General features: G+C 65.7%; 20 protein-coding genes. 17 read left to right on the forward strand and 3 right to left on the reverse strand.

Features of this window, described 5'->3' with window-relative positions; translation table 11 throughout:
- The first annotated feature begins 89 nt into the window (after positions 1-89).
- Positions 90-1,655: a sensor histidine kinase gene (locus tag I6L48_RS09515; protein ID WP_113069845.1), complete on the forward strand. Its 1,566-nt coding sequence runs from the start codon at positions 90-92 to the stop codon at positions 1,653-1,655.
- 3 nt (positions 1,656-1,658) lie between these two features.
- Positions 1,659-2,351, forward strand: coding sequence for a response regulator (locus I6L48_RS09520; protein WP_043152342.1), 693 nt, complete (start codon positions 1,659-1,661; stop codon positions 2,349-2,351).
- A 114-nt stretch (positions 2,352-2,465) separates the two neighbouring features.
- Here I6L48_RS09520 and I6L48_RS09525 read toward each other — a convergent pair whose 3' ends face one another.
- Positions 2,466-3,374, reverse strand: a complete 909-nt coding sequence (locus I6L48_RS09525; RefSeq protein WP_113069846.1) for a LysR family transcriptional regulator — start codon at positions 3,372-3,374, stop codon at positions 2,466-2,468.
- Positions 3,375-3,473: 99 nt separating this feature from the next.
- Between I6L48_RS09525 and I6L48_RS09530 the strand changes: the two genes are divergently transcribed.
- Both I6L48_RS09530 and I6L48_RS09535 read left to right on the forward strand, forming a co-directional pair.
- A complete protein-coding gene (locus I6L48_RS09530) occupies positions 3,474-4,457 on the forward strand; it encodes an aldo/keto reductase (protein WP_113069847.1) in 984 nt (327 codons plus the stop codon).
- A complete protein-coding gene (locus I6L48_RS09535; RefSeq protein WP_113069848.1) occupies positions 4,454-4,858 on the forward strand; it encodes a carboxymuconolactone decarboxylase family protein in 405 nt (134 codons plus the stop codon). The genes I6L48_RS09530 and I6L48_RS09535 overlap by 4 nt, the downstream gene beginning before the upstream one ends.
- 94 nt (positions 4,859-4,952) lie before the next feature.
- Here the strand turns inward: I6L48_RS09535 and I6L48_RS09540 are convergent, their stop codons facing one another.
- Positions 4,953-5,840 (reverse strand): DMT family transporter, encoded by an 888-nt coding sequence (locus I6L48_RS09540; protein ID WP_010673465.1) that lies wholly within the window; start codon positions 5,838-5,840, stop codon positions 4,953-4,955.
- A gap of 96 nt (positions 5,841-5,936) precedes the next feature.
- Between I6L48_RS09540 and I6L48_RS09545 the strand changes: the two genes are divergently transcribed.
- Positions 5,937-6,731, forward strand: coding sequence for a helix-turn-helix transcriptional regulator (locus I6L48_RS09545; protein WP_010673466.1), 795 nt, complete (start codon positions 5,937-5,939; stop codon positions 6,729-6,731).
- Positions 6,732-6,782: 51 nt separating this feature from the next.
- Here the strand turns inward: I6L48_RS09545 and I6L48_RS09550 are convergent, their stop codons facing one another.
- Positions 6,783-8,300 (reverse strand): aldehyde dehydrogenase family protein, encoded by a 1,518-nt coding sequence (locus I6L48_RS09550; RefSeq protein ID WP_139700619.1) that lies wholly within the window; start codon positions 8,298-8,300, stop codon positions 6,783-6,785.
- 290 nt (positions 8,301-8,590) lie between these two features.
- Here I6L48_RS09550 and I6L48_RS09555 point away from each other — a divergent pair, with 290 nt between their 5' ends.
- The 12 genes from I6L48_RS09555 (at position 8,591) to I6L48_RS09610 (ending at position 20,786) form a co-directional block, all read left to right on the forward strand.
- Positions 8,591-10,267, forward strand: a complete 1,677-nt coding sequence (locus tag I6L48_RS09555; protein ID WP_216988003.1) for a sigma-54-dependent Fis family transcriptional regulator — start codon at positions 8,591-8,593, stop codon at positions 10,265-10,267.
- Between the two features lie 283 nt (positions 10,268-10,550).
- Positions 10,551-11,837, forward strand: a complete 1,287-nt coding sequence (locus I6L48_RS09560) for a GGDEF domain-containing protein (protein WP_201922294.1) — start codon at positions 10,551-10,553, stop codon at positions 11,835-11,837.
- 68 nt (positions 11,838-11,905) lie between these two features.
- The gene (locus I6L48_RS09565; RefSeq protein ID WP_010673470.1) at positions 11,906-12,316 is read left to right on the forward strand and encodes a VOC family protein; all 411 of its coding nucleotides are present in this window, start codon (positions 11,906-11,908) and stop codon (positions 12,314-12,316) included.
- 102 nt (positions 12,317-12,418) lie between these two features.
- Positions 12,419-13,108, forward strand: coding sequence for a phosphate regulon transcriptional regulator PhoB (phoB, locus tag I6L48_RS09570; protein WP_010673471.1), 690 nt, complete (start codon positions 12,419-12,421; stop codon positions 13,106-13,108).
- A gap of 72 nt (positions 13,109-13,180) precedes the next feature.
- Positions 13,181-14,476 (forward strand): phosphate regulon sensor histidine kinase PhoR, encoded by a 1,296-nt coding sequence (gene phoR, locus I6L48_RS09575; RefSeq protein WP_042014623.1) that lies wholly within the window; start codon positions 13,181-13,183, stop codon positions 14,474-14,476.
- 273 nt (positions 14,477-14,749) lie between these two features.
- Positions 14,750-15,724: a PstS family phosphate ABC transporter substrate-binding protein gene (locus tag I6L48_RS09580; RefSeq protein ID WP_039039286.1), complete on the forward strand. Its 975-nt coding sequence runs from the start codon at positions 14,750-14,752 to the stop codon at positions 15,722-15,724.
- Between the two features lie 152 nt (positions 15,725-15,876).
- A complete protein-coding gene (locus I6L48_RS09585; RefSeq protein WP_010673474.1) occupies positions 15,877-16,692 on the forward strand; it encodes a M48 family metallopeptidase in 816 nt (271 codons plus the stop codon).
- Entirely contained in the window at positions 16,680-17,186 is a 507-nt protein-coding gene (locus I6L48_RS09590; protein ID WP_113069851.1) for a GNAT family N-acetyltransferase, read from the forward strand. Before I6L48_RS09585 ends, I6L48_RS09590 begins: the two co-directional genes overlap by 13 nt.
- A gap of 109 nt (positions 17,187-17,295) precedes the next feature.
- Positions 17,296-18,198: an ROK family protein gene (locus I6L48_RS09595; protein WP_113069852.1), complete on the forward strand. Its 903-nt coding sequence runs from the start codon at positions 17,296-17,298 to the stop codon at positions 18,196-18,198.
- A 41-nt stretch (positions 18,199-18,239) separates the two neighbouring features.
- Positions 18,240-18,965, forward strand: coding sequence for a copper homeostasis protein CutC (locus tag I6L48_RS09600; protein ID WP_180898774.1), 726 nt, complete (start codon positions 18,240-18,242; stop codon positions 18,963-18,965).
- A 191-nt stretch (positions 18,966-19,156) separates the two neighbouring features.
- On the forward strand, positions 19,157-19,768 hold the full coding sequence (locus tag I6L48_RS09605) for an FKBP-type peptidyl-prolyl cis-trans isomerase (protein ID WP_010673478.1): 612 nt from the start codon (positions 19,157-19,159) through the stop codon (positions 19,766-19,768).
- Positions 19,769-19,904: 136 nt separating this feature from the next.
- Complete coding sequence (locus tag I6L48_RS09610) at positions 19,905-20,786, forward strand: ABC transporter ATP-binding protein (RefSeq protein WP_113069853.1); 882 nt, start codon at positions 19,905-19,907, stop codon at positions 20,784-20,786.
- Positions 20,787-20,862: the final 76 nt, after the last annotated feature.

A 20,862-nucleotide genomic window follows, 5' to 3' on the forward strand; every position in this document is an offset into this window, starting at 1 on the left:
GGCCACCTTTGAGGTGCGCCAGGCTGGCCATTGACCCGGCCGGGGGACACCCTCACCCTGGGCTTTCCTGTCCGCTGCAAGGTTGAACGATGAAACTGCGCCACCAGCTAGTCACCCTCTCGCTTGGCTTGTCACTGCTGCTGATCCTGATCCTGGGCTGTCTGCTCGCCCTCTTCATGCGCCACCTGCTGGAGAACAACCTGAAGGAGAAGGGGAGCGATCTGGCCCGGGTGCTGGCGGCGGACAGCCGGGTGGTCCGGGCCCTGGAGAAGGGGAGCGATCCCGGGCTGCGGGATTATGTGCAGGGGATCTGCAGCCGCACCGACGCCGCCTACATGGTGGTGACCGACGAACATGCCAGGCGCCTGAGCCACCCCTCCCCCGAGCTGGTGGGCCAGACCTTCCGGGGGGAGGACATCTGGCCTGCACTCCAGTCGCGCGAGAGCTACTGCTCCCGGGACGTGGGCACCCTGGGCCCCGCCATCCGCTGCTTCGCTCCCGTGGTGGGGCCCGATGGCCAGGCCATCGGCGCGGTGGCGGTGGGTTATCTGATGCGCACCGTGGAGGGCATCTATCAGGAGCGGATCGCCCTGCTGGTCGGCGCCATCGCGGCGGTGCTGGGGTGCGGCCTGCTGCTGGCGCTCTGGGTGCAGCACCTGCTGCGGCGCACCCTGCTGGATCTGGAGCCGGAAACCATCGCCAATCGCTTCGCCCAGCAGGATCTGGTGCTGGAGGGGATCTCGGAGGGGATAGTGGCCCTGGACAACCAGCACAGGATCACCATGCTCAACAGCGCCGCCTTCTATCAGTTGCGACTGCCCGGCACCGGGCGCCACGCCCTGCTGGGCCGCTCCCTGGCGGAGCTGGCCCCCGGCCTCGTGCCCACGTTGCAGCAAGGGGGGGCGGTCAGGTTCACCGTGCAGGGGGATGACTTCGTCGGCCACTGGCAGGAGCTCAGCGGTCGCGAGCCGGGGCGCATGCTCATCTTCAGCCGGCCAGACGGCACCGGCAGCCTGGGCATGCAGGTGACCCACCTGCGCCAGTACGGCGAGATGCTGCGCATCCAGACCCATGAATTCGCCAACAAGCTCAGCAGCCTCTCCGGTCTGCTCCAACTCGGCCACGTGGATCAGGCGGTAGACCTCATCCAGCAGGAGAACGAAGCCTGCCAGAACATGTTGCAGGATCTGCTGCGGGTCATCGAGAACAAGCCGGTGGCCGGGCTTATCCTCGGCAAGTTCAGCCGGGCGCGGGAGCTGGGGGTGGAGCTGGTGCTGGATGCGGGGTCGGCCCTCGGGGAGTATCCGGCCGAGGTGTCGGCGGATCTCATCACCTGCATCGGCAACCTGCTGGACAACGGCATTCGCGCCGCCTGGGGGAACCGCGAGCACGCCGCGCCCAGGGTGCTGCTCTCCCTCGATGATCTGGGGCGGCGGCTGGTGATCGAGGTGGAGGACAGTGGCGAGGGGGTGGACGAGGCGCTGGCGGATCACCTGTTCGACTACGGTGTCAGCCGCCAGACCGGGGATCACGGGGTCGGCCTCTTCCTGGTCAAGAAGACGGTGGCCAGGCGGGGGGGCGTGATAGAATGGCGCCGCACCGCCGAGCAGACGACCCTGTTCGGTATCTATTTGAATAAAAACCAATTGGTGTAAGTCATGAAGCCAATCTTCACGCTGATTATCGAGGATGACGAGCGGATAGGCGCCATGTTGGGGGAGCTGGTCTCCTCCACGGCCGGGTTCTCCCTGATGGGGCGGGCCGGCACCCTGGCCGAGGCGGATCGCCTGATGGCGGGGAGCGAGCCCCGCTTGCTGATGGTCGACATCTCCCTGCCCGATGGCTCGGGCCTGGAGTGGGTGAGCCGGCTGCGCAGCCACAACCGGGAGGTGATGGTGATGATGGTGACCGCCTCCTGCGACGTGGAGACCATACAGCAGGCCCTCAACCTGGGTGTGCAGGACTACGTCATCAAGCCGCTGCGGCTGTTTCGCATCCAGCAGAGCCTGGAGGAGATCCTGGTCCTCCATCGCCGCCTGTGCGAGCCGGGGGAGCTGGCCCAGAGCGACCTGGACCGCCTGATGGGCAAGGCGCGCAACCAGGGTCGGGAGGCGCGGGAAACCCCCAAGGGGATCGACGCCATCACCCTGCGCCAGGTGCTGGACCTGCTGGCGGGGGAGCCGGACAACACCTTCTCCACCGACACCGTGGCCCTGCGCCTCTCCCTGAGTCGCACCACGGCCCGCCGCTACCTGGAGTTTCTGGAGTCAGAAGATCGGCTGGACGTGGAGCTCAGCTACGGCCAGCGTGGCCGCCCGGAGCGGCGTTACCACTGGCGCCGGGAGTCGTGACCCCGCCGCGGGCACAACGCCGAAGAGGCCGCGCACACCATGCTGCGCAGGCCGCGCAGATAAAAGGGAGCCTTTGAGCTCCCTTTTGTTTCGCCCCGATGCGACCCGGCCCCTCTATCTGGGGTCGCCCGAGAAGGGGTGCAGGGCGGGGCGGGCGCGCTCGAACAGGGCGATGAGGTGATCCGCCACGGCCCGCACCCGCCGGGAGTGGGCGAGATCGCTGTGGAGCACCAGCCAGATGGGCTGATCCACCCCGAGCTCCGGCAGCAGGCAGACCAGATCCGTCTGGCGGGCCAGGTAGTGGGGCAGCACCGCGAGCCCCAGACCGGCCTGGGCGGCGGCGAGCTGGGCCGCCAGGGTGCCGGTCTCCACCCGGCAGGGGCGGCCGCGCAGCATGCGGGTCATCCATCTGGCGGCGGGCAGGTGGCTCTGGGTTTCGTTCCAGCCGATGAAGTCATCCTGATCGAAGCTGGCGGCATCCACCCCGGGGCTGCGGGCATCCAGGTAGGCGGCGGTCCCGTAGAGGCCAAAGCCCAGGGTGCCCAGGCGCCGCAGGGTGAGGTGGCCGGCATCGGGCTTGACCATGCGCACCGCGAGATCGGCATCGCGCCGGTGCAGGTTCACCGTCTGCACCCCGGTGACCAGCTCCACCCTCAGCTCGGGGTGCTGGGCAAAGAGCGTCGGCAGGGAGGGGATGATGAGGGGATTGGCCAGGTTCTCGGCGGTGGCGAGGCGCACGGTGCCGGCCACCTGTCCCTGCAACTGCCCCGCCTCGCCAAAGGCCAGCCCCGCATGTTCCAGCGCTTCGGCTCGCTCAAGCAGGGCCTCCCCGTCGTCGGTCAGGCGATAGCCCTGCTGGTGGCGGCTGAACAGGGGCAGGCCGAGGGCCGCCTCCAGCCTGTCCAGGCGCCGGGAGACGGTGGCCACCCCCATGCGCAGGGCGTGGGCGGCACCGCTCAGGGTGCCGCTGCGGGTGATGGCCAGGAAGACGCGGGCGTCGTCCCAGAGCAGGGGATCGTGCATAGTTTTTCCATAATCGGAAGATAGGTTGCCAGTTATCTCTATATCTCATTCATTTTCGGAAGACCATACTCCCCTGCAACTTGTCAGGGAGAAAATGCGATGCAACGACGAACACTGGGAGCCAATCTGCAGGTCTCTGCCCTGGGGCTGGGCTGCATGGGGATGAGCGAATTCTACGGGCCGCGGGACGATGAGACGTCCTTGCGGGTGCTGGCGGAGGCGGTGGAGCGGGGCATCGACCTGCTCGACACCGCCGACATGTACGGCCCCCACCACAACGAGGCGCTGATCGGGCGTTTTCTCGCGACCCGGCGGGGGCAGGTGAAGGTCGCCACCAAGTTTGGCATCGTGCGCCAGCACGGGGAGTACAGGCGTACCCTCGACAACAGTGCCCCCTATGCGCGCCAGAGCTGCGAGGGCTCCCTGCGCCGCCTCGGCATCGAGCAGATCGATCTCTACTATGTGCACCGCCTCGATCCGGCCCATCCCGTCGAGGAGACCATGGCCGGGCTGGCGCAGCTGGTGCAGGAGGGCAAGATAGCCCGCATCGGTCTGTGCGAGGTGAGCGAGGCCACCTTGAGGCGCGCCCATGCCGTGCACCCGGTGGCGGCGGTGCAGACCGAATACTCCCTCTGGACGCGGGAGGTGGAGGCGGCGGTGCTGCCCGCCTGCCGGGAGCTGGGGATTGGTCTGGTGGCCTACTCCCCCCTGGGGCGCGGGTTTCTGACCGGGCGCTACCAGCAGGAGGCGGTGTTCGAGGAAGGGGATTTTCGGGCCGGTCTGCCGCGCTTTCAGGGGGAGAACCTCGCCACTAACCGCACCCTGGTGCAGGCGGTCATGGCCCTGGCGCAGCAGAAGGGATGCTCGGCGGCGCAGATAGCCCTGGCCTGGCTGCTGGCGCAATGGGAGGGGATAGTGCCCATCCCCGGCACTCGGCGCCTGACCCACCTGGCGGATAACCTCGGTGCCCTCTCGGTGTGCCTCTCCCCAGCAGAACTCGGGGCCCTGGGACAGGCCATCCGGACCCTGCCGGTGGCGGGGGAGCGCTATACCGCCGAGGGGATGAAGGGGGTGAACGCATGAGCGGCTCGCACACGGATCGTCGTGAACGGGCGTTCGCGCTGCTGGCCCGGCTCGATCCCCAGGCGCCCACGCGGGTCGCCGCCAGCCTGGATGCCCTGTCACCCGAGCTTGCCGAGCTGGTGCTGGGGTTTGCCTTTGCCGATGTGCTCGCCCGTCCCGGCATCGATCTCTGCACCCGCGAGATGCTCACGGTGGCGACCCTGATGGGAATGGGCACGGCGCCCGGACAGCTCGAGTTCCATATCCGGGCCGCCCTCAATGTGGGGGTCAGCCGGGAGACCATCATCGAGATCCTGCTCCAGGTCGCCGTCTATGCCGGAGTGCCCGCCTGCATGAATGGCATCCGTGCGGCCCGCTGCGCCTTCGCCGCCCATGACAAGGGGCGGGGGGGCAGGGATTAGGTGGAGACGCCACCAGGGCGAAAAGGTCAGGTGTGCCCTGACGAGGGCAGCAAGAAGGGAGCCGAGGCTCCCTTCTTTCATGGTGCTGGCGGGCTCAAGCCCCTTCCGGCAGAGGACGGCGTACCCTCGGCTTGAGCTGGGAGAGCATGACCCCGGTCAGGATGAGGCCGCCCCCCAGCAGGTGATAGCCGTGGATGGGCTCCCCCAGGGTGATGACAGCGATGAGGGCCGTGCACAGGGGCATCAGGTTCATGAAGACCGAGGTGCGCTCCGCCCCCAGGGTGGCGAGGCCGCGCATCCAGCAGTAGGCGGCGAAGATGGAGGAGGCGAGGCCGGCGAACAGCACCATGCTCCAGCCCTGGGCGGGAATGGCCAGGGAGTCGGCAGAGAGGGCCACCGGGATGAGCAGCAGCACCGCCAGCAGGATCTGCAGGTAGAGGTTGAGCCAGGGGCCGAACGGCAGTTGCCAGCGGCGGATCAAGAGGCCATAGAGGGCATAGCTGGCCGCCCCCAGCAGCATCATGCCGTCGCCGGGGTTGATGCCGCTGTGCAGCAGTGCCAGGGGGTTGCCCTGACCCAGCAGCCAGAGCACCCCGAACAGGGAGAGGCTCATGCCGAGCAGCGCCTGCTTGCCCGGCTTCTGGCCAAAGCAGCAGGCCCCGATGAGCAGGGTGAGCAGGGGCAGCAGGGAGCCGATGACCCCCATGTTGGTGGCCGAGGTGCTGTGGGCGGCGTAGTAGGCGAGGCACTGGTAGAGCACCATGCCGAGCAGGGAGAGCACCAGCAGCTTGCCGAGCCAGGGGCGGATGTCGGCCCGGCGGCGCCAGAGCTGCGGCAGACAGAAGGGGGAGAGCGCGAGGGCGGCGATCACCCAGCGATAGAAGGAGATGGCGGCGGGATCCAGCACGCCGGCGGCGGCCTTGGAGACCACGGTATTGGCGGCCCAGATCAGGATGGCGAGCAGGGGGAAGAGAAAAGGCATAGGCACTCCTTGGTACGATGGGGAGAGTCTAGCCTTGTCTTGAACGAGGTAAGTAGCGTAAATAAGACATGTCATAACCGCTTTGGGACAATCTGCATGGGCACCCTCACCCTGGCCGAGCAGGATCGCCTGCTGGCCGACCCCAACCCCCTCTACTTTCGCTACAGCCAGATCCAGGGGGGCAACGCCTGCGCCGAGCACGCCCACCCCTGGGGTCAGCTCAGCCTCATCAGCCTGGGGGTCATGGTGGTGGAGGTGGGGGGAGAGCGGCTGGTGGCGCCGCCGGACTACCTCATCTGGGTGCCGGCGGACCTGCCCCACACCGCCTTCAACGAGCAGACCCTGGATTACACCTCCATCTACGTGAGCCACGCCCTGGCCCCGCGCCTGCCACGGGAACCCCAGCTGCTGGCCCTCACCCCCTTGCTGCGGGCCCTGCTGGAGGACTTCACCCAGCGCCGGGTCGGGCACATGGAGGATGAGTGGGATGCCCGTCAGGGTGAACTCTTCATCGAGAAGCTGGCCCGCACCCGTTGCCAGCCGAGCTACCTGCCCCAGAGCCGGGATCGCCTGCTGGCCCCCTTGCTGGCGGCATTGCAGGCGGCGCCGGAGGACAACCGCACGCTGGTGGAGTGGGCCAGGGCGCTGCACACCACGGAGCGCACCCTGGCGCGGCGTTGCCAGAAGGAGCTTGGCATGAGCCTGGGCCAGTGGCGCACCCGGCTGCGGCTGGTGAAGGCGCTGGACTGGCTGCGGGGCGAGATGCCGGTGCAGGAGATCGCCTGGCGCCTCGGTTACGCCTCCACCTCGGCTTTCATCGCCATGTTCCAGCGGGAACAGGGCTGCGCCCCCCAGCGCTATCGCCAGCAACTGGGCCAACCCGTGGCCTGAACCGCATGAAAAAGGGCGCCCGCAGGCGCCCTTGTGGATCACGGGATGGGCTTAGAAGAAGCCGAGGGGGTTGATGTCGTGGCTCACCAGCAGGTTCTTGGTGTTCTGGTAGTGGTCCAGCATCATCTTGTGGGTCTCGCGACCGATCCCTGACTTCTTGTAGCCGCCAAAGGCCGCATGGGCCGGGTAGGCGTGGTAGCAGTTGACCCAGACCCGGCCGGCCTGGATGCCGCGCCCCATGCGCCAGGCCAGGTTGCTGTCCCGGGTCCACAGGCCCGCCCCCAGTCCGTACTGGGTGTCGTTGGCAATGGCCAGGGCATCCGCCTCGTCCTTGAAGGTGGTGACCCCGAGCGCCGGCCCGAAGATCTCCTCCTGGAACACCCGCATCTTGTTCTGGCCCGAGAAGATGGTGGGCTGGATGTAGAAGCCCCCCTCCAGCCCGCTCACCTTGGCCGGGCCGCCGCCCAGCAGCATCTTGGCCCCTTCGCCGCGGCCGATCTCCATGTAGCTCAGGATCTTGTCGAACTGCTCGCGGGACGCCTGGGCCCCCACCTGGGTCGTGGTGTCGAGGGGGTTGCCCTGCACTATGGTGCGGGCGCGGGCCAGCACCCGGTCCATGAAGTCGTCATAGATGCTGGCCTGCACCAGGGCGCGGGAGGGGCAGGTACACACCTCGCCCTGGTTGAAGAAGGTCATCAGCATCCCTTCCACCGCCTTGTCGATGTAGCTGCTCTCGTGCTGCATCACGTCGGCGAAGTAGATGTTGGGGGACTTGCCGCCGAGCTCCACGGTGGAGGGGATCAGCTTGTCAGCGGCGCAGCGCAGGATATGGGCGCCCACCTCGGTGGAGCCGGTAAACGCCAGCTTCTGGATCCGGTTGCTGGTGGCGAGCGCCTGGCCTGCCTCGGCGCCGAAGCCGTTGACCACGTTGACCACGCCGGGGGGCAGGATGTCCTTGATGAGATCCATCATCAGCATGATGGTGACCGGGGTCTGCTCGGCGGGCTTGAGCACGCTGCAGCAGCCCGCCGCCAGTACCGGGGCCAGCTTCCAGGCGGCCATCAGCAGGGGGAAGTTCCACGGGATGATCTGGCCGACCACGCCGATGGGCTCCTTGAAGTGGTAGCTGACGGTGTTCTGGTCCAGCTCGGCGGCGGAGCCCTCCTGGGCGCGGATGCAGCCGGCGAAGTAGCGGAAGTGATCCACCACCAGGGGCAGGTCGGCGGCCAGGGTCTCGCGCACCGCCTTGCCGTTCTCCCAGGTCTCGGCGACGGCGAGCACTTCAATGTTCTGTTCGATGCGATCGGCGATGCGCAGCAGCAGGTTGCTGCGCTCGGTGACGCTGGTCTTGCTCCAGCTGGCGAACGCCTTGTGGGCCGCGTCCAGGGCGAGCTCGATGTCGGCGGCGTCGGAGCGGGCCACCTCGCAGAACACCCGGCCATCCACCGGCGAGATGTTCTCGAAATAGCGGCCGGCGCGCGGCGCCACCCAGTCGCCACCGATGAAGTTGTCATAACGGGATTTGAAGCTGACCAGGGCACCTGCCTGACCGGGAGCGGTATAAATCATCTCATCATCCTTATGTGTGTGTGGTCCTGACCGGCCTGGCGGGCAGTCCGGTTGCTTCCTGTCATCGCAAGGGGCGTGCCAGCGGGCGGCGCTCTACACAAAAAGGTTGCAAAAACGTTATCAAACGGGGTGCCAAGGGGTATCTTGGTTAACCAGTGCCCCCCAGGGCGGCCCCCGAACTGTGCCGTTTCTGAACATCGGGTGTGACACTGTGCAGTTTGTGAACAGGAGACGTGATGAAGGCGCTCCCCCAAGGCGGCCCTATTCGCGAGTGTGTAGAAGGAGGTGTGATGAGCGAGTTGCCTCAATCCGGTGCCAGCCCAATCCAGCGCTCCTGGGAGCGCTGCCTGCATCAGGGGCTGAGCCGCCAGCAGAGCGCCGAGCTGGACTTGCTGCCCCAGGGGGAGCTGTCGGCTCGCCAGGAGCAGCACAGGACGCTCATCGCCTGCTTCCAGCGCTTCGTGCTGCCGCTCTTTGGCCAGTTGCTGGCAGGCAGACCCTGTCGTCTGCTGCTGTGTGACGGCGAGGGGGCCATCCTCGCGGTGAGCGGAGACGACCGGTTTGCCCGCCATGCCGAGCGCATTTTTTTGCGCAGCGGCGCCCGCTGGGGGGAGGCGAGCAAGGGCACCAACGCCATCGGCACCGCGCTGGCCGAGCAGAGCGAGGTGCAGGTGCTGGGGGCGCAGCACTTCTTCGCCCAGCACAGCTTTCTCAGTTGCAGCGCCTGCCCCCTGCTTGGGCCGGACGGGCAACTGCTCGGCGTGCTCGACATCTCCACCGATGCGGCCCACCACGGCGGCGACATGCTGGGCACCGTGCGTCTCCTGGCCATGACCCTGGAAAACGCCCTGCTGGCCCGCCAGCCGGGCTGGCTGGTGGATCTCGATCCCCAGAGTCTCTGGTCTGCCCGCCTGCTGCTGGGGGAGGGGGGCGAGCTGCTCGGGGCCAACCGGGCCGGTCGGCTCTGGCTCGGCCAGCACCCCTTCGACGGCCAGCAGTTGCTGCGCGAGCGCCGCGGCCTGCGGCTGGTGCCGGAGGCGGGGGAGCGCGCCGCCAGGCTCCCCCTGCCGAACGCGGTTGAGGAGGGGGGATCGCAGGCGCAGCAGGTGCCGCTCAAGATGCTGGAGCGCGGCATCTCATTGCTCATCGAGGGGGAGACCGGCAGCGGCAAGGAGCACCTGGTGCGCACCCTGCACGCCAGTTCGAGCCGTCGGGAGCGGCCTCTGGTGTGCGTCAACTGCGGCGCCCTGCCGGCGGAGCTGGTGGAGGCCGAGCTGTTCGGCTACGTGGGGGGGGCCTTCAGCGGTGCCCGCAGCCAGGGCAGCCAGGGCTATCTGCGCGCCGCCCACGGCGGCATCCTGATGCTGGATGAAATTGGCGAGCTGCCGCTCCAGGCCCAGACCCGGTTGCTGCGGGTACTGCAGGAGCGCGTCGTCACCCCGGTAGGCAGCCACAGACCCGAGGCGGTGGATTTCTGGCTGGTCAGCGCCAGCCATCGGGATCTGGCGGCCATGGTGGCGGCCGGCACCTTTCGCGAAGATCTCTACTACCGCATCTGCGGCTGGCGCCAGCAACTGGCCCCCCTGCGGGCCTGGTCGGTGCCCGAGCGTCAGGGGTTGATCCTGAACCTGCTCGCCCAGATGGACCCGGCGCTACAACTGAGCCGGGAGGCGGAGCAGCGGTTGCTGGCTCACCCTCTGCCCGGCAACGTGCGCCAGCTCAAACAGGCGCTGGAGGTGGCCTGTGTACTGGCAGAGGGGCAGGGCTGGATTGAACCTGCCCATCTGCATCTGCCCGCCGTGGAGGGGGGAGCGAGCTCACCTTTGGGAGGGAGTACCCTGCGCGAGCAGAGCCGGCAGCGGGTGCAGCAGACCCTGGCAGAGTGCGGCGGCAACGTGAGCGAGGCGGCGCGCCGCCTCGGCATCAGTCGCACCACCCTCTATCGGGCGCTGCGGGAGGAGGGGTGAAGGGTGTCGCGCCATCCAGCGCTTGTGTAGACTGCGGTGGCAAGGACGTTTTTTCGTTATGTTTCCATCGCAGGGAGTGCGCAATGACCCATCTCACCACCGACGAGGCCCCCCGCCTCTCTCCCGGCTGCTGGCCGATGCCGCTTGCGCCCCATGGGGCCCGTGCCGGTTAGTCGGCACCCGTCTGCGCCCGGTGCGGCGCGTGTAATAACCTTGGATCTGGATCAGCGCGGTCCGGCGCTTCAAGGTGTAGGGTAAAAGCCCTTTTTCAGGTGTGATGCCGATGATCCCTTCCTATTCCCGCATGACGACGCTGTTGTTCTGGTGCCTGCTGGCGGCGAGCCTGCTGGCCATGGTGTTATTCGAATTCGGACCCGAGCGGCGGCTCGACATCCTGAGCCAGGCCGGTTTGTCCGTGCGTGCCCAGGATGACAGGGCCCACAAGGGCTCCTCCGTCGCCACCCTGAGTCAGGGGGGCGACAGACCCGCCATCCAGTGCACCCTGCGAAGCCAATATGCCTATCCTTTCTGCGAGCTGGTTCTGACCCTGACCAACCCCGAGCGGGGGCTGGATCTTTCCGGCTTCACCGGGGTGCGGGTGAGGCTGGATGTAGAAGGGCAGGGGGAACAGGCCTGGCGCCTTTATCTGCGCAACTACGATCCCGTCTACTCGACGCGGGAAGACGAGAGTTCCCACAAGTTCAACGAAGTGCTCTTCACCGCCAGGGATTTTGGCCGTGAGCAGGATGTCCCCCTGAACGTCTTTGCCCCCAGCTCCTGGTGGGTGCAGCAGTACGACATTCCGCTGGTCCAGCAGGGGCCGGATCTGCACCATGTATATGCCATCGAGATCGCCTCCGATGACAAGATGCTGCCGGGGGAGTACCGGTTGCGGCTCGAGCGGCTGGAGTTCTATGGCCGCTGGTGCAAGCCGGGGGACTTCTATCGCTATCTGCTGTTGGGGTGGCTTGTCTACGGCGTGCTGCTCTTCCTGGTCCAGAACCTGATGTTTGGCGATCGGCTGCGCAAGGCCAGGGAGGCGCGCCTCGCGGCTGAAGCCCTGAGTGCGAGCCTGTGCGAGCAGAACCGGCGCACCGAGGAGGAGGCCCGCTACGATCCCCTGACCGGGGCCCTCAACCGGCTCGGCGGCGAAAAGCTGCTCGGAGAGCTCGGCGAGATGCCGCTCTCCTTCATCTATATCGACATCGATCACTTCAAGGGGGTCAACGACGGTCACGGTCACCCGGTGGGGGACGAGGTGCTCAAGCACATGGTGAGCGAGCTGCTGCGCCATTGTGACAGCCTGTGCCGACTGGTGCGCTGGGGCGGGGAGGAGTTCGTGCTGGTCTGCCTCCATTACGACGAGGGACGGGCCGCCGCCCTGGCGGAGCGGCTGAGAGGGGCGCTGGAGGGGTACAGGCACTGGCCGCTGGGGCTCGGGATCACCGCCTCCTTCGGGGTGGCCGAGCGGCGCAAGGATAGCCTGGAGCAGGCGCTCAAGCGGGCCGACGAGGCGCTCTATCAGGCCAAGCAGAATGGTCGCAACCGGGTGGAGGTGGCGCCCGACTGATCCGGCGCTGGAGCCCATGGCCGGGCGGGGCTATCATGCGCCCCATCATTTATCTGAGGAGAGATGCCATGGCACAACACATTGGCGCCCTGACGCTGCTGGTGGCGGATTACGACGAGGCCATCGCCTTCTTCACCCGGGGAATGGGCTTCGAGCTATTGGAAGACACCCCCCTCGACGAGCCGGGCAAACCGGGCAAACGCTGGGTGCGGGTCGCTCCCAAGGGGGCTCCCGGCTCCGCCCTGCTGCTGGCCCGCGCGGCCAACGAGGAGCAGCGCGCCGCCATCGGTCGCCAGGGGGGCGGTCGGGTCTTCCTGTTCCTTGAGACCGACGACTTCTGGGGCGATTACGAGCGGATGCAGGCCTATGGCGTTCATTTTTGTGAACAGCCGCGCCTCGAACCCTACGGCACCGTGGTGGTGTTCGAGGACATCAGTGGCAATCGCTGGGACCTGCTGCAACTCGCTGCTGCCAACTGAATCTGAAAACGTTTATCATCCCGCCCGTCATAAAGTCATAAAAGTGTCACAGAAAGTTCTAATAATTGGCGCACCCATCTTCACAGAGGAGAGAGAAGGGATATGGCTAAGCGAATTCTGGTGGTCGAGGACGAGGCACCGATCCGCGAAATGCTCTGCTTCGTGCTTGAGCAGAAGGGATATGAAACAGTAGAAGCAGAAGATTACGCCGATGGACTGGCAAAGGTGCGCGAGCCCTACCCCGAACTCATCGTGCTGGACTGGATGATGCCAGGTGGCAGTGGTATCCAGTTCCTCAAGCAGCTCAAGCAGGATGAGATGACTCGCCAGATCCCGGTGGTGATGCTGACTGCCCGGGGCGAGGAAGAGGACAAGGTGCGCGGGCTCGAGGCCGGTGCCGACGACTACATCACCAAGCCCTTCTCCCCCAAGGAGCTCACCGCCCGCCTGCACGCCGTGATGCGCCGTGTCTCTCCCACCTCGGTGGACGAGGTGATCGAAGTGCAGGGGCTCAAGCTGGATCCTGTTTCCCACCGGGTCAGTGCCGAGGAGAAGGCTCTCGACATGGGGCCGACCGAATTCAAGCTGCTGCACTTCTTCATGACCCACCCCGAGCGGGTCTACAGCCGCGAGCAGTTGCTCAACAACGTCTGGGGTACCAATGTGTATGTCGAGGACAGAACCGTGGACGTGCACATTCGCCGCTTGCGCAAGGCCATCGAAGAGACGGGGCACGACAGATTGATCCAGACGGTGCGCGGGGCCGGCTACCGCTTCTCGACCCGTCTCTAGGTCAGGGCCAGTGCCGCCAGCGCCTGCCGGCGGGCATTGGACCCGGCTCTTTGCTGTCTCTAGGAGATCTTAATGTTGCAACCTTACGCCTGGCGGCGACAGTTGTGGCGAATGGCGTTCTTCTACAGCCCCTTCGTCTTGGTAGGTTGGTTAATCGATCATCTCGTTCTTTGCCTGCTGGTGGCCACGGTGCTGCACCTGGTCTGGCACTACCGCTTCCAGAAGCGGCTGTCGGACTGGCTGTGGCACGATCGCAGCCTGGTGCCGCCCCACGGCAGCGGCAGCTGGGAGCACATCTTCAACGGCATCTACAAGTTGCAGCAGCGTCACCGGGCCCGGCGCCGGGAGCTGGCGGGCCTCATCCGCCGCTTTCGGGAAGGGGCGGAGGCGCTGCCCGATGCGGCCGTGGTGTTTCGCACCGACGGCAGCATCCTCTGGTGCAACCGGCTGGCGGAGCAACTGCTCGGCTTTCGCTGGCCCGAGGATGCCGGCCAGCACATCGGCAACCTGATCCGTCACCCCGCCTTCGTCGCCTATCTGGGCAAGGGGCAGTATGACGAGCCGTTCGAGATGCACTCCCCCATCAACGAGGAGAAGTTCCTCGAATTTCGCATCATGCCCTATGCGGAGGACCAGGCCATGCTGGTGGTGCGGGACGTGACCCGGCTGCGCAGCCTGGAGAAGACGCGCAAGCACTTCGTCTCCAACGTCTCTCACGAGCTGCGCACCCCCCTCACCGTGCTCAAGGGGTATCTGGAGATGACCGAGGAGCCACCGCCCCCCGCCATGTGGGCCAAGGCGCACAAGGTGATGATGGAGCAGACGATCCGCATGGACAATCTGGTCAACCAGCTGCTCACCCTGTCGCGCATCGAGGCGGCGCCCACCGTGGATCTCTCCCATCTGGTGGACATGCCCGCCATGTTGGGGCTACTGGAGCAGGAGGCGCGGGCGCTCTCCGGCGAGCGGGCCCACGAGATCGTCTTCATGGTTCAGCCCAATCTGCTGGTGCGCGGGGATCAGGATCAACTGCGCAGCGCCGTCTCCAACCTGGTCTACAACGCCATCCACTACACCCCGGCGGGGCGCAAGATCACCGTGGAGTGGCGCAAGCAGGGGAGCATGGCGCTGTTTGCGGTCCAGGATGAGGGGGAGGGGATCCCCCCCGAGCATCTGGCGCGGCTCACCGAGCGGTTCTATCGGGTCGACAAGGCCCGCTCGCGCCACACCGGAGGGTCCGGGCTCGGCCTTGCCATCGTCAAGCATGCCCTGAGTCATCACGATGCCCATCTCGATATCGAGAGTCGGGTCGGTGCGGGCAGCCGCTTCAGCTTTCTCATTCCCGCCCGCATGGTGCTGGTGAAATAATATTTTGTGTCAATGTGTTGGCAACGAGAGAAGGGCTGCATCGCAGCCCTTTTTTCATCCGGGCCACTCTCGGCCCATGTCATCAAAGTGTCATATAAATTCCATAAATTTGTCACTGCCAGGCCAGATACTGGCGCCGTCTTAAAGAACGGACCTTCTGTAACACTGGAGAAGGAGTGGTGCTGGCCCACGGATCATTGCGATCGGGTGTCAACCACGTTTAGACGTCAACCTGACGATTGCCTTCTGCAACCTTGGACTTGGAGAGATTGGATGAAACTCAACAAACTGGCTGGTGTCATCGGATTCACCGCTGCAACCCTGTTTTCTGTCAGCGCTCTGGCTGCCGGTGTGGATAAAGACCTGCCGGAATACACACCGACCAGCGGCATCTCGGGCAACCTGTCCTCTGTCGGCTCGGACACCCTGGCCAACATGATGACCCTGTGGGCCGAAGAATTTAAGCGCATGTATCCCAACGTCAACGTGCAGATCCAGGCCGCCGGTTCTTCCACCGCACCGACTGCCCTGACCGAGGGCGTCGCCCAGTTTGGCCCCATGAGCCGCGCCATGAAGGCCGGTGAAGAGGAGGCATTCGAGAAGCGCTACGGCTACAAGCCGACCGCCATCCGCGTCGCCGTCGATGCCCTGGCGGTGTTCGTCAACAAGGACAACCCCATCAAGGGGCTGACCATGTCGCAGATCGACGCCATTTTCTCCAGCACCCTCAAGTGCGGCGAAGCCAAGGCGGCCACCAAGTGGTCTGATCTGGGTCTGGACGGCAGCTGGTCCGGCAAGGATCTGCAACTGTTCGGTCGCAACTCCGTGTCCGGTACCTACGGTTACTTCAAGGAACACGCCCTGTGCAACGGTGACTTCAAGAGCGGCGTGAACGAGCAGCCGGGCTCCGCCTCCGTGGTACAGTCCGTCTCCTCCTCCCTGAACGGCATCGGCTACTCCGGTATCGGCTACGTCACCTCCGGCGTGCGCGCCGTTCCGCTCTCCAAGGATGGCAAGACCTTCATCGAGGCGAGCTCCGACAACGCCATCACCGGCAAGTACCCGCTGTCGCGCTTCCTGTACGTCTACGTGAACAAGCATCCGAACAAGCCGCTCTCCCCGATGGAGCAGGAGTTTGTGAAGATGATGCTCTCCAAGGCGGGCCAGACCATCGTTGCCAAGGACGGCTATGTGCCGGTCCCGGCCAAGGTGGTTCAGGCCGACCTGAAGAAGCTGGGCATCATGTAACAGAACGAGCCCTTGCAGAAAAACGAGCCCCATGCGGGCTCGTTTTCATTGGTGCGCCCCAGGATCTTTTTGGTCGCAGGGCGCAGCGCCCGGCTTGCGCCGGGCGGCGGCATTTCCGAGAATAGGGCAACTTCACGGCAAAGGACCCTCTCATGCGCGCATCTTCCCTCTCCAGACTGGCCCTGACGGCCTTGTGCAGCGCCCTGCTGGCCGGCTGCGCCCAGTCGCCGACCGGTCGCAACCAGATGCTGCTCTTCTCCCCCCAGCAGATGAACCAGCTGGGGGCCGACTCCTTCACCCAGATGAAGCAGCAGGAGAAGGTGAGCACGGATGCCAGGATGAATGCCTATGTGGGCTGCGTGGCCAAGGCGGTGACCGCCCAGGTGCCTGCCAGCTATGGCATCACCAGCTGGGAGGTGGTGGTGTTCGACTCCAAGGAGATCAACGCCTTCGCCCTGCCCGGCGGCAAGATAGGCGTGTACAGCGGCCTGCTGAAAGTCGCCAAGAATCAGGACCAGCTCGCCACCGTCATCGGTCACGAGCTGACCCACGTGCTGGCCCAGCACTCCAACGAGCGCCTCTCCCGGGATCAGTTGACCGGTATCGGGCTGGCGGTGGCGGACGCCGCCATCGGCAGCAGCGACAGCCTCGGGGGCGCTGCCACCATGGCCGCTCTGGGCCTCGGGGTCCAGGTGGGGATAGCCCTGCCTTATGGCAGAACCCAGGAGAGCGAAGCGGACCGGCTCGGTCTCGAGCTGATGGCCCGCGCCGGGTTCAACCCGGCCGAAGCCGTCACCCTGTGGCAGAACATGAGCGCTGCCTCCGGTGGCAAGGCACCGCCCCAGCTGCTCTCCACCCACCCCAGCGACCAGAGCCGGATCGCCAACCTGCAGGCCCAGCAGGCCGAAGTGCAGCCCCTGTACCAGCAGGCGAAAGCATCAGGGCTGGTTCCCCAGTGCAAGGCGTAAGCCTGCGCCTGGCGCGTCCCGCCGATGCCGCCGCCATGACGGTGATGCAGCGGGCGAGCTGGCTGGCGGCCTACGGGGAGGTGCTGGGGGCCGACATGCTGGCCCAGCTGGCGGTGACCGACCACCTGCAGATCTGGCGACATCGGCTCGCCGAGCCCGGCCCCGTTCCCATGCTGGTCTGTCAGGACGACGTGGTCATCGGCCTGCTCTACTGGCAGCCCTCTTTGGAGGAAGGCTTGATGACGGCACGGATCCGGGCGCTCTACCTTCATCCCGAACACTGGCGTCAGGGTCATGGCAAACGGCTGTGGCAGGCGGTGGCGGTGCAGATGCGCCGGGCCGGTTGCGAGTGCGTCAGGCTCTGGCTGCTGGATGGCAATCACATCGGCGAGGGATTCTACCTGCGCCGCGGCTTCATGTTCGACGGTCAGGAGCGTACCTTGATGAGCCTCGGACAACCTTGCCAACAGCGACAAATGTTCCGTTTGCTTTGAGCTGGCTCCCGTTTTTCGTCCCCGATCACTTTATTTTTTTTGCGAATTAATACAATGTGCCCCATCTGGACAGACTGAGGTGGCCGGGTCCACCGCAAGGGAGTGTGGCATGTACTACGGATTTGACATTGGCGGCACCAAGATAGCGTTCGCTGTGTATGACGGCACCTTGAATCTCTGTCACGAGGAGCGCATGAGCACTCCCGGCAATGATTACGAAGGGTTGCAGCAGCTGATCCGCGAGCGGGTCGAGGCGGCGGATGCGCGCTTCGGGGTGAAAGGGGCCGTCGGCATCGGGTTTCCGGGGATCCTCAATCGCCTCGACGGGAGCATAGTGGCGGCCAACCTGCCCGCCATCCATGGCCGCCATCTGGGGGCGGATCTGGCCGAACTGCTGGGCCGACCGGTCAAGGTCGACAATGACGCCAACTGTTTCCTCTGGTCGGAAGTGCATCAGGGGGCCGCAGACGGTGCTGGCAGCGCCCTCGGCGTCACCATAGGCACCGGCATCGGCGGCGCCGTCTACCTGGCGGGCAAGCTCATCCAGGGGCGCAACTGGCTGGCGGGGGAGATAGGTCACTACCCGCTGCCTGCCACCATCCTGATGAAATACCCGGATTTGCCCCGTCCCCGCTGTGGCTGCGGGCGCCTGGTCTGTTTCGAAACCTATGCGTCGGGCACGGGCCTGGAGCGGCTATACCACCATGTTCATGGGGAACGGGTGAGCGGCCACCAGATCGTCGCCCGTGCCGATGCCCGTGAGGCGGCGGCCCTCTCGACCATCGACTGCTGGCTCGAGATCATCGCCGCCGGCCTCGCCACCGCCATCTCGGTGGTTGATCCCGATGTGGTGGTGCTGGGGGGCGGCCTGAGCGCCCTGCCAGCCCTCTATGAGGAGTTGCCCAAACGTCTGCCCGGCCACCTGCTGCCCGGTGTCGCCCTGCCGGCGATCCGCGAGGCCCGCTTCGGTGGTGCCGGCGGTGTGCGCGGTGCAGCCCTGCTCAATCTGTGAGATCGGACAGAGGGTCTGATCTCCCCGAACAAGGAGTCATCATGACCCGTCTTGAAATCTGTATCGACAACCTCGAATCCCTGTTCACCGCCCAGGCGGCCGGCGCAGATCGCATCGAGCTCTGCTCTGCGCTGGGGCTGGGCGGTCTCACTCCCTCCTATGGCTTCATGCAGCAGGTGGCGCGCCACGCCACCATCCCCGTCTACGCCATGATCCGGCCCCGTGCCGGGGATTTCTGTTTTGGCGAGGGGGAGTTCGACATCATGCTGCAGGATATCGCCGCCGCCCGTGCCGCCGGCCTGCAAGGGGTGGTGGTCGGTCTGCTGGATGAAGATGGACGGGTACCCGAAGGCAAGCTCCGGCAACTGGTCGAGGCGGCGGGGCCGCTTGGCGTCACCTTCCACCGGGCCATCGATCTCTCCTCCGACTGGCGGCTGGATCTCGAGACGATCGTCGCGGCGGGTTGCGAGCGCATTCTGAGCTCCGGCCATGCGCCGACCGCGCTGGCGGGGCTCGAAACCCTGCAGGCCATGCACCAGGCGCTGGCGGGACGGGCCAGCCTGATGCCGGGGGCCGGGGTCAACGCCGACAACGTGCGCACCATCATCGAATTCACCGACGTCAATGAAGTACACATGTCCGGCATGGGCTGGCGCGGCGGCATGGTTCCCCATGGTGTGAACATGGGCACCTCTGACGATGGCCGGGTCAACATCACCGACGGCGCCAAGGTCGCAGCGGTGCGGGCGTTGCTGGACAGGACCTGATACAGGCCGTGCGGCGGCATGGTGCTCTGTTTTGCTCCCTTCTCCCCTTGCGGGAGAAGGGGCGGGGATGAGGGGGCCGATGTGAAGCGTCTCCCACCGACGGGCAATTGAGGGGCGTCTTGGCAGCACGGTGCGAAAAAGTCTGTTATCATCCCGTTTCTTTTACCATCAGGACCCGGAGCAATCTCTCAATGTCCCAATACGACTCTATCGAACAGAAGGCCAGCTACGGCATCGGCCGCAACATGGGCGACCAACTGGCTCAGCAAGCCTTCGCCGGTCTGGATATCCCGGCCCTGCAACAAGGTCTGGCTGATGCCCTGAACGGTCTGGAGTTCGCGGTCAGCCGTGACGATATCAACGATGCCTTCCAGGTCATCACCGCCCGCATGCAGGAAGAGCAGGAAGCTGCCGCCAAGGCCGCTGCCGCCGAAGGCGAAGCCTTCCTGGCCGACAACGCCAAGCGCGCCGAAGTGAAGACCACCGACTCCGGTCTGCAATATGAAGTCATGGTCGAAGGCAATGGTGCCGTGCCGGTTGCCGGTCAGTCCGTGCGCGTGCACTACCACGGTACCTTCACCCACGGTGGTGTGTTCGACAGCTCCGTTGCGCGCGGCCAACCGGCCGAGTTCCCAGTGACCGGCGTGATCGCCGGTTGGGTGGAAGCGCTGCAGATGATGCCGGTTGGCTCCAAGTGGAAGCTCTACATTCCGCAGGATCTGGCCTACGGTGCCCGTGGCGCCGGCTCCATCCCGCCGTACTCCGCTCTGGTATTCGAAGTGGAGCTGCTGGACATCCTGTGATCCGGCTGGCGTGATGCAAACGGCGACCCTGGGGTCGCCGTTTGTTTTTGGGCCGCCCAACGGGCCATGTGCCTTCGGCGGGGATTTGGATATAGTGAGAGCGTCGTCCATTCCGGCCATGTGAGGGAGACACGCCATGGCAGCCATCATCGAGGTCGTCGATCTCGTCAAGCACTTCCCCGGTGTCAGGGCGGTGGACGGGCTCAGCTTTGCCATTCCCGCCGGCAGCTGCTTCGGTCTGCTCGGCCCTAACGGGGCGGGCAAGACCACGACCATCGAGCTGCTGGAGGGGATCCTCACCCCGGACAGCGGCCAGATCCTGTTTCACGGCGCCCCGCGCGGCCCGGATTATCGCTCCCGCATCGGCATCCAGTTCCAGCACACGGCGCTACAGGATTTCCTGACGGTGCGCGATACCCTGCGCCTGTTCGCCAGCCTCTACCCCAATCCCTTGCCACGGGAGCTGCTCATCGATCTGTGCGCCTTGGGCGAGTTCATCGACAGGGACAGTCGCAAGCTCTCGGGGGGCCAGCGTCAGCGCCTGCTGCTGGCTCTGGCCCTGCTCGGGGATCCCGAACTGCTGTTTCTGGATGAGCCCACTACAGGACTGGATCCCCAGGCGCGCCACCACTTCTGGCAGCGAATAGAGGCGATCAAGGCCCAGGGCAAGACGGTGGTGCTCACTACCCACTACATGGACGAAGCGCAGCAGCTGTGCGATCTGATTGCCATCGTCGATCACGGCCACCTGCTCAGTCTGGATACGCCGGCTGCCTTGCTGGCGCAACACTTCGACGGCGTGCTGGTGCGCCTTGGGGGGCACCCGGCCCTGGCTGGGCTCGGCTATCCCCTGCGTCCGGTCGGCGATCAGGTGGAGCTCTGTTGCCCTGACGTGGCGACCCTGTTGCCAGCCTTGCTGGATCTTGGTGTGCCGCTCACCGGCATGCAGGTGCGCTCCCCCAATCTGGAGGATCTCTTCCTGAACCTGACCGGCCACAGCCTGCGGAGCGGCGCATGAGAGGGATGACCGAGTTCTGTCTGACCGTGGCCCCCGTGTTGCGGTACGCCTTGCCGACATGCAATCCCGGGAGTGG

Origin of the sequence: Aeromonas sp. FDAARGOS 1418, from assembly GCF_019048585.1 — a bacterium.
Taxonomy (GTDB): domain Bacteria; phylum Pseudomonadota; class Gammaproteobacteria; order Enterobacterales; family Aeromonadaceae; genus Aeromonas; species Aeromonas caviae.

Coding starts and splice junctions, on each gene's coding strand:
- I6L48_RS09515 (WP_113069845.1), top strand. CDS start 90: ATGAAACTGCGCCACCAGCTAGTCACCCTCTCGCTTGGCTTGTCACTG.
- I6L48_RS09520 (WP_043152342.1), top strand. CDS start 1,659: ATGAAGCCAATCTTCACGCTGATTATCGAGGATGACGAGCGGATAGGC.
- I6L48_RS09525 (WP_113069846.1), bottom strand. CDS start 3,374: ATGCACGATCCCCTGCTCTGGGACGACGCCCGCGTCTTCCTGGCCATC.
- I6L48_RS09530 (WP_113069847.1), top strand. CDS start 3,474: ATGCAACGACGAACACTGGGAGCCAATCTGCAGGTCTCTGCCCTGGGG.
- I6L48_RS09535 (WP_113069848.1), top strand. CDS start 4,454: ATGAGCGGCTCGCACACGGATCGTCGTGAACGGGCGTTCGCGCTGCTG.
- I6L48_RS09540 (WP_010673465.1), bottom strand. CDS start 5,840: ATGCCTTTTCTCTTCCCCCTGCTCGCCATCCTGATCTGGGCCGCCAAT.
- I6L48_RS09545 (WP_010673466.1), top strand. CDS start 5,937: ATGGGCACCCTCACCCTGGCCGAGCAGGATCGCCTGCTGGCCGACCCC.
- I6L48_RS09550 (WP_139700619.1), bottom strand. CDS start 8,300: ATGATTTATACCGCTCCCGGTCAGGCAGGTGCCCTGGTCAGCTTCAAA.
- I6L48_RS09555 (WP_216988003.1), top strand. CDS start 8,591: ATGAGCGAGTTGCCTCAATCCGGTGCCAGCCCAATCCAGCGCTCCTGG.
- I6L48_RS09560 (WP_201922294.1), top strand. CDS start 10,551: ATGATCCCTTCCTATTCCCGCATGACGACGCTGTTGTTCTGGTGCCTG.
- I6L48_RS09565 (WP_010673470.1), top strand. CDS start 11,906: ATGGCACAACACATTGGCGCCCTGACGCTGCTGGTGGCGGATTACGAC.
- phoB (WP_010673471.1), top strand. CDS start 12,419: ATGGCTAAGCGAATTCTGGTGGTCGAGGACGAGGCACCGATCCGCGAA.
- phoR (WP_042014623.1), top strand. CDS start 13,181: ATGTTGCAACCTTACGCCTGGCGGCGACAGTTGTGGCGAATGGCGTTC.
- I6L48_RS09580 (WP_039039286.1), top strand. CDS start 14,750: ATGAAACTCAACAAACTGGCTGGTGTCATCGGATTCACCGCTGCAACC.
- I6L48_RS09585 (WP_010673474.1), top strand. CDS start 15,877: ATGCGCGCATCTTCCCTCTCCAGACTGGCCCTGACGGCCTTGTGCAGC.
- I6L48_RS09595 (WP_113069852.1), top strand. CDS start 17,296: ATGTACTACGGATTTGACATTGGCGGCACCAAGATAGCGTTCGCTGTG.
- I6L48_RS09600 (WP_180898774.1), top strand. CDS start 18,240: ATGACCCGTCTTGAAATCTGTATCGACAACCTCGAATCCCTGTTCACC.
- I6L48_RS09605 (WP_010673478.1), top strand. CDS start 19,157: ATGTCCCAATACGACTCTATCGAACAGAAGGCCAGCTACGGCATCGGC.
- I6L48_RS09610 (WP_113069853.1), top strand. CDS start 19,905: ATGGCAGCCATCATCGAGGTCGTCGATCTCGTCAAGCACTTCCCCGGT.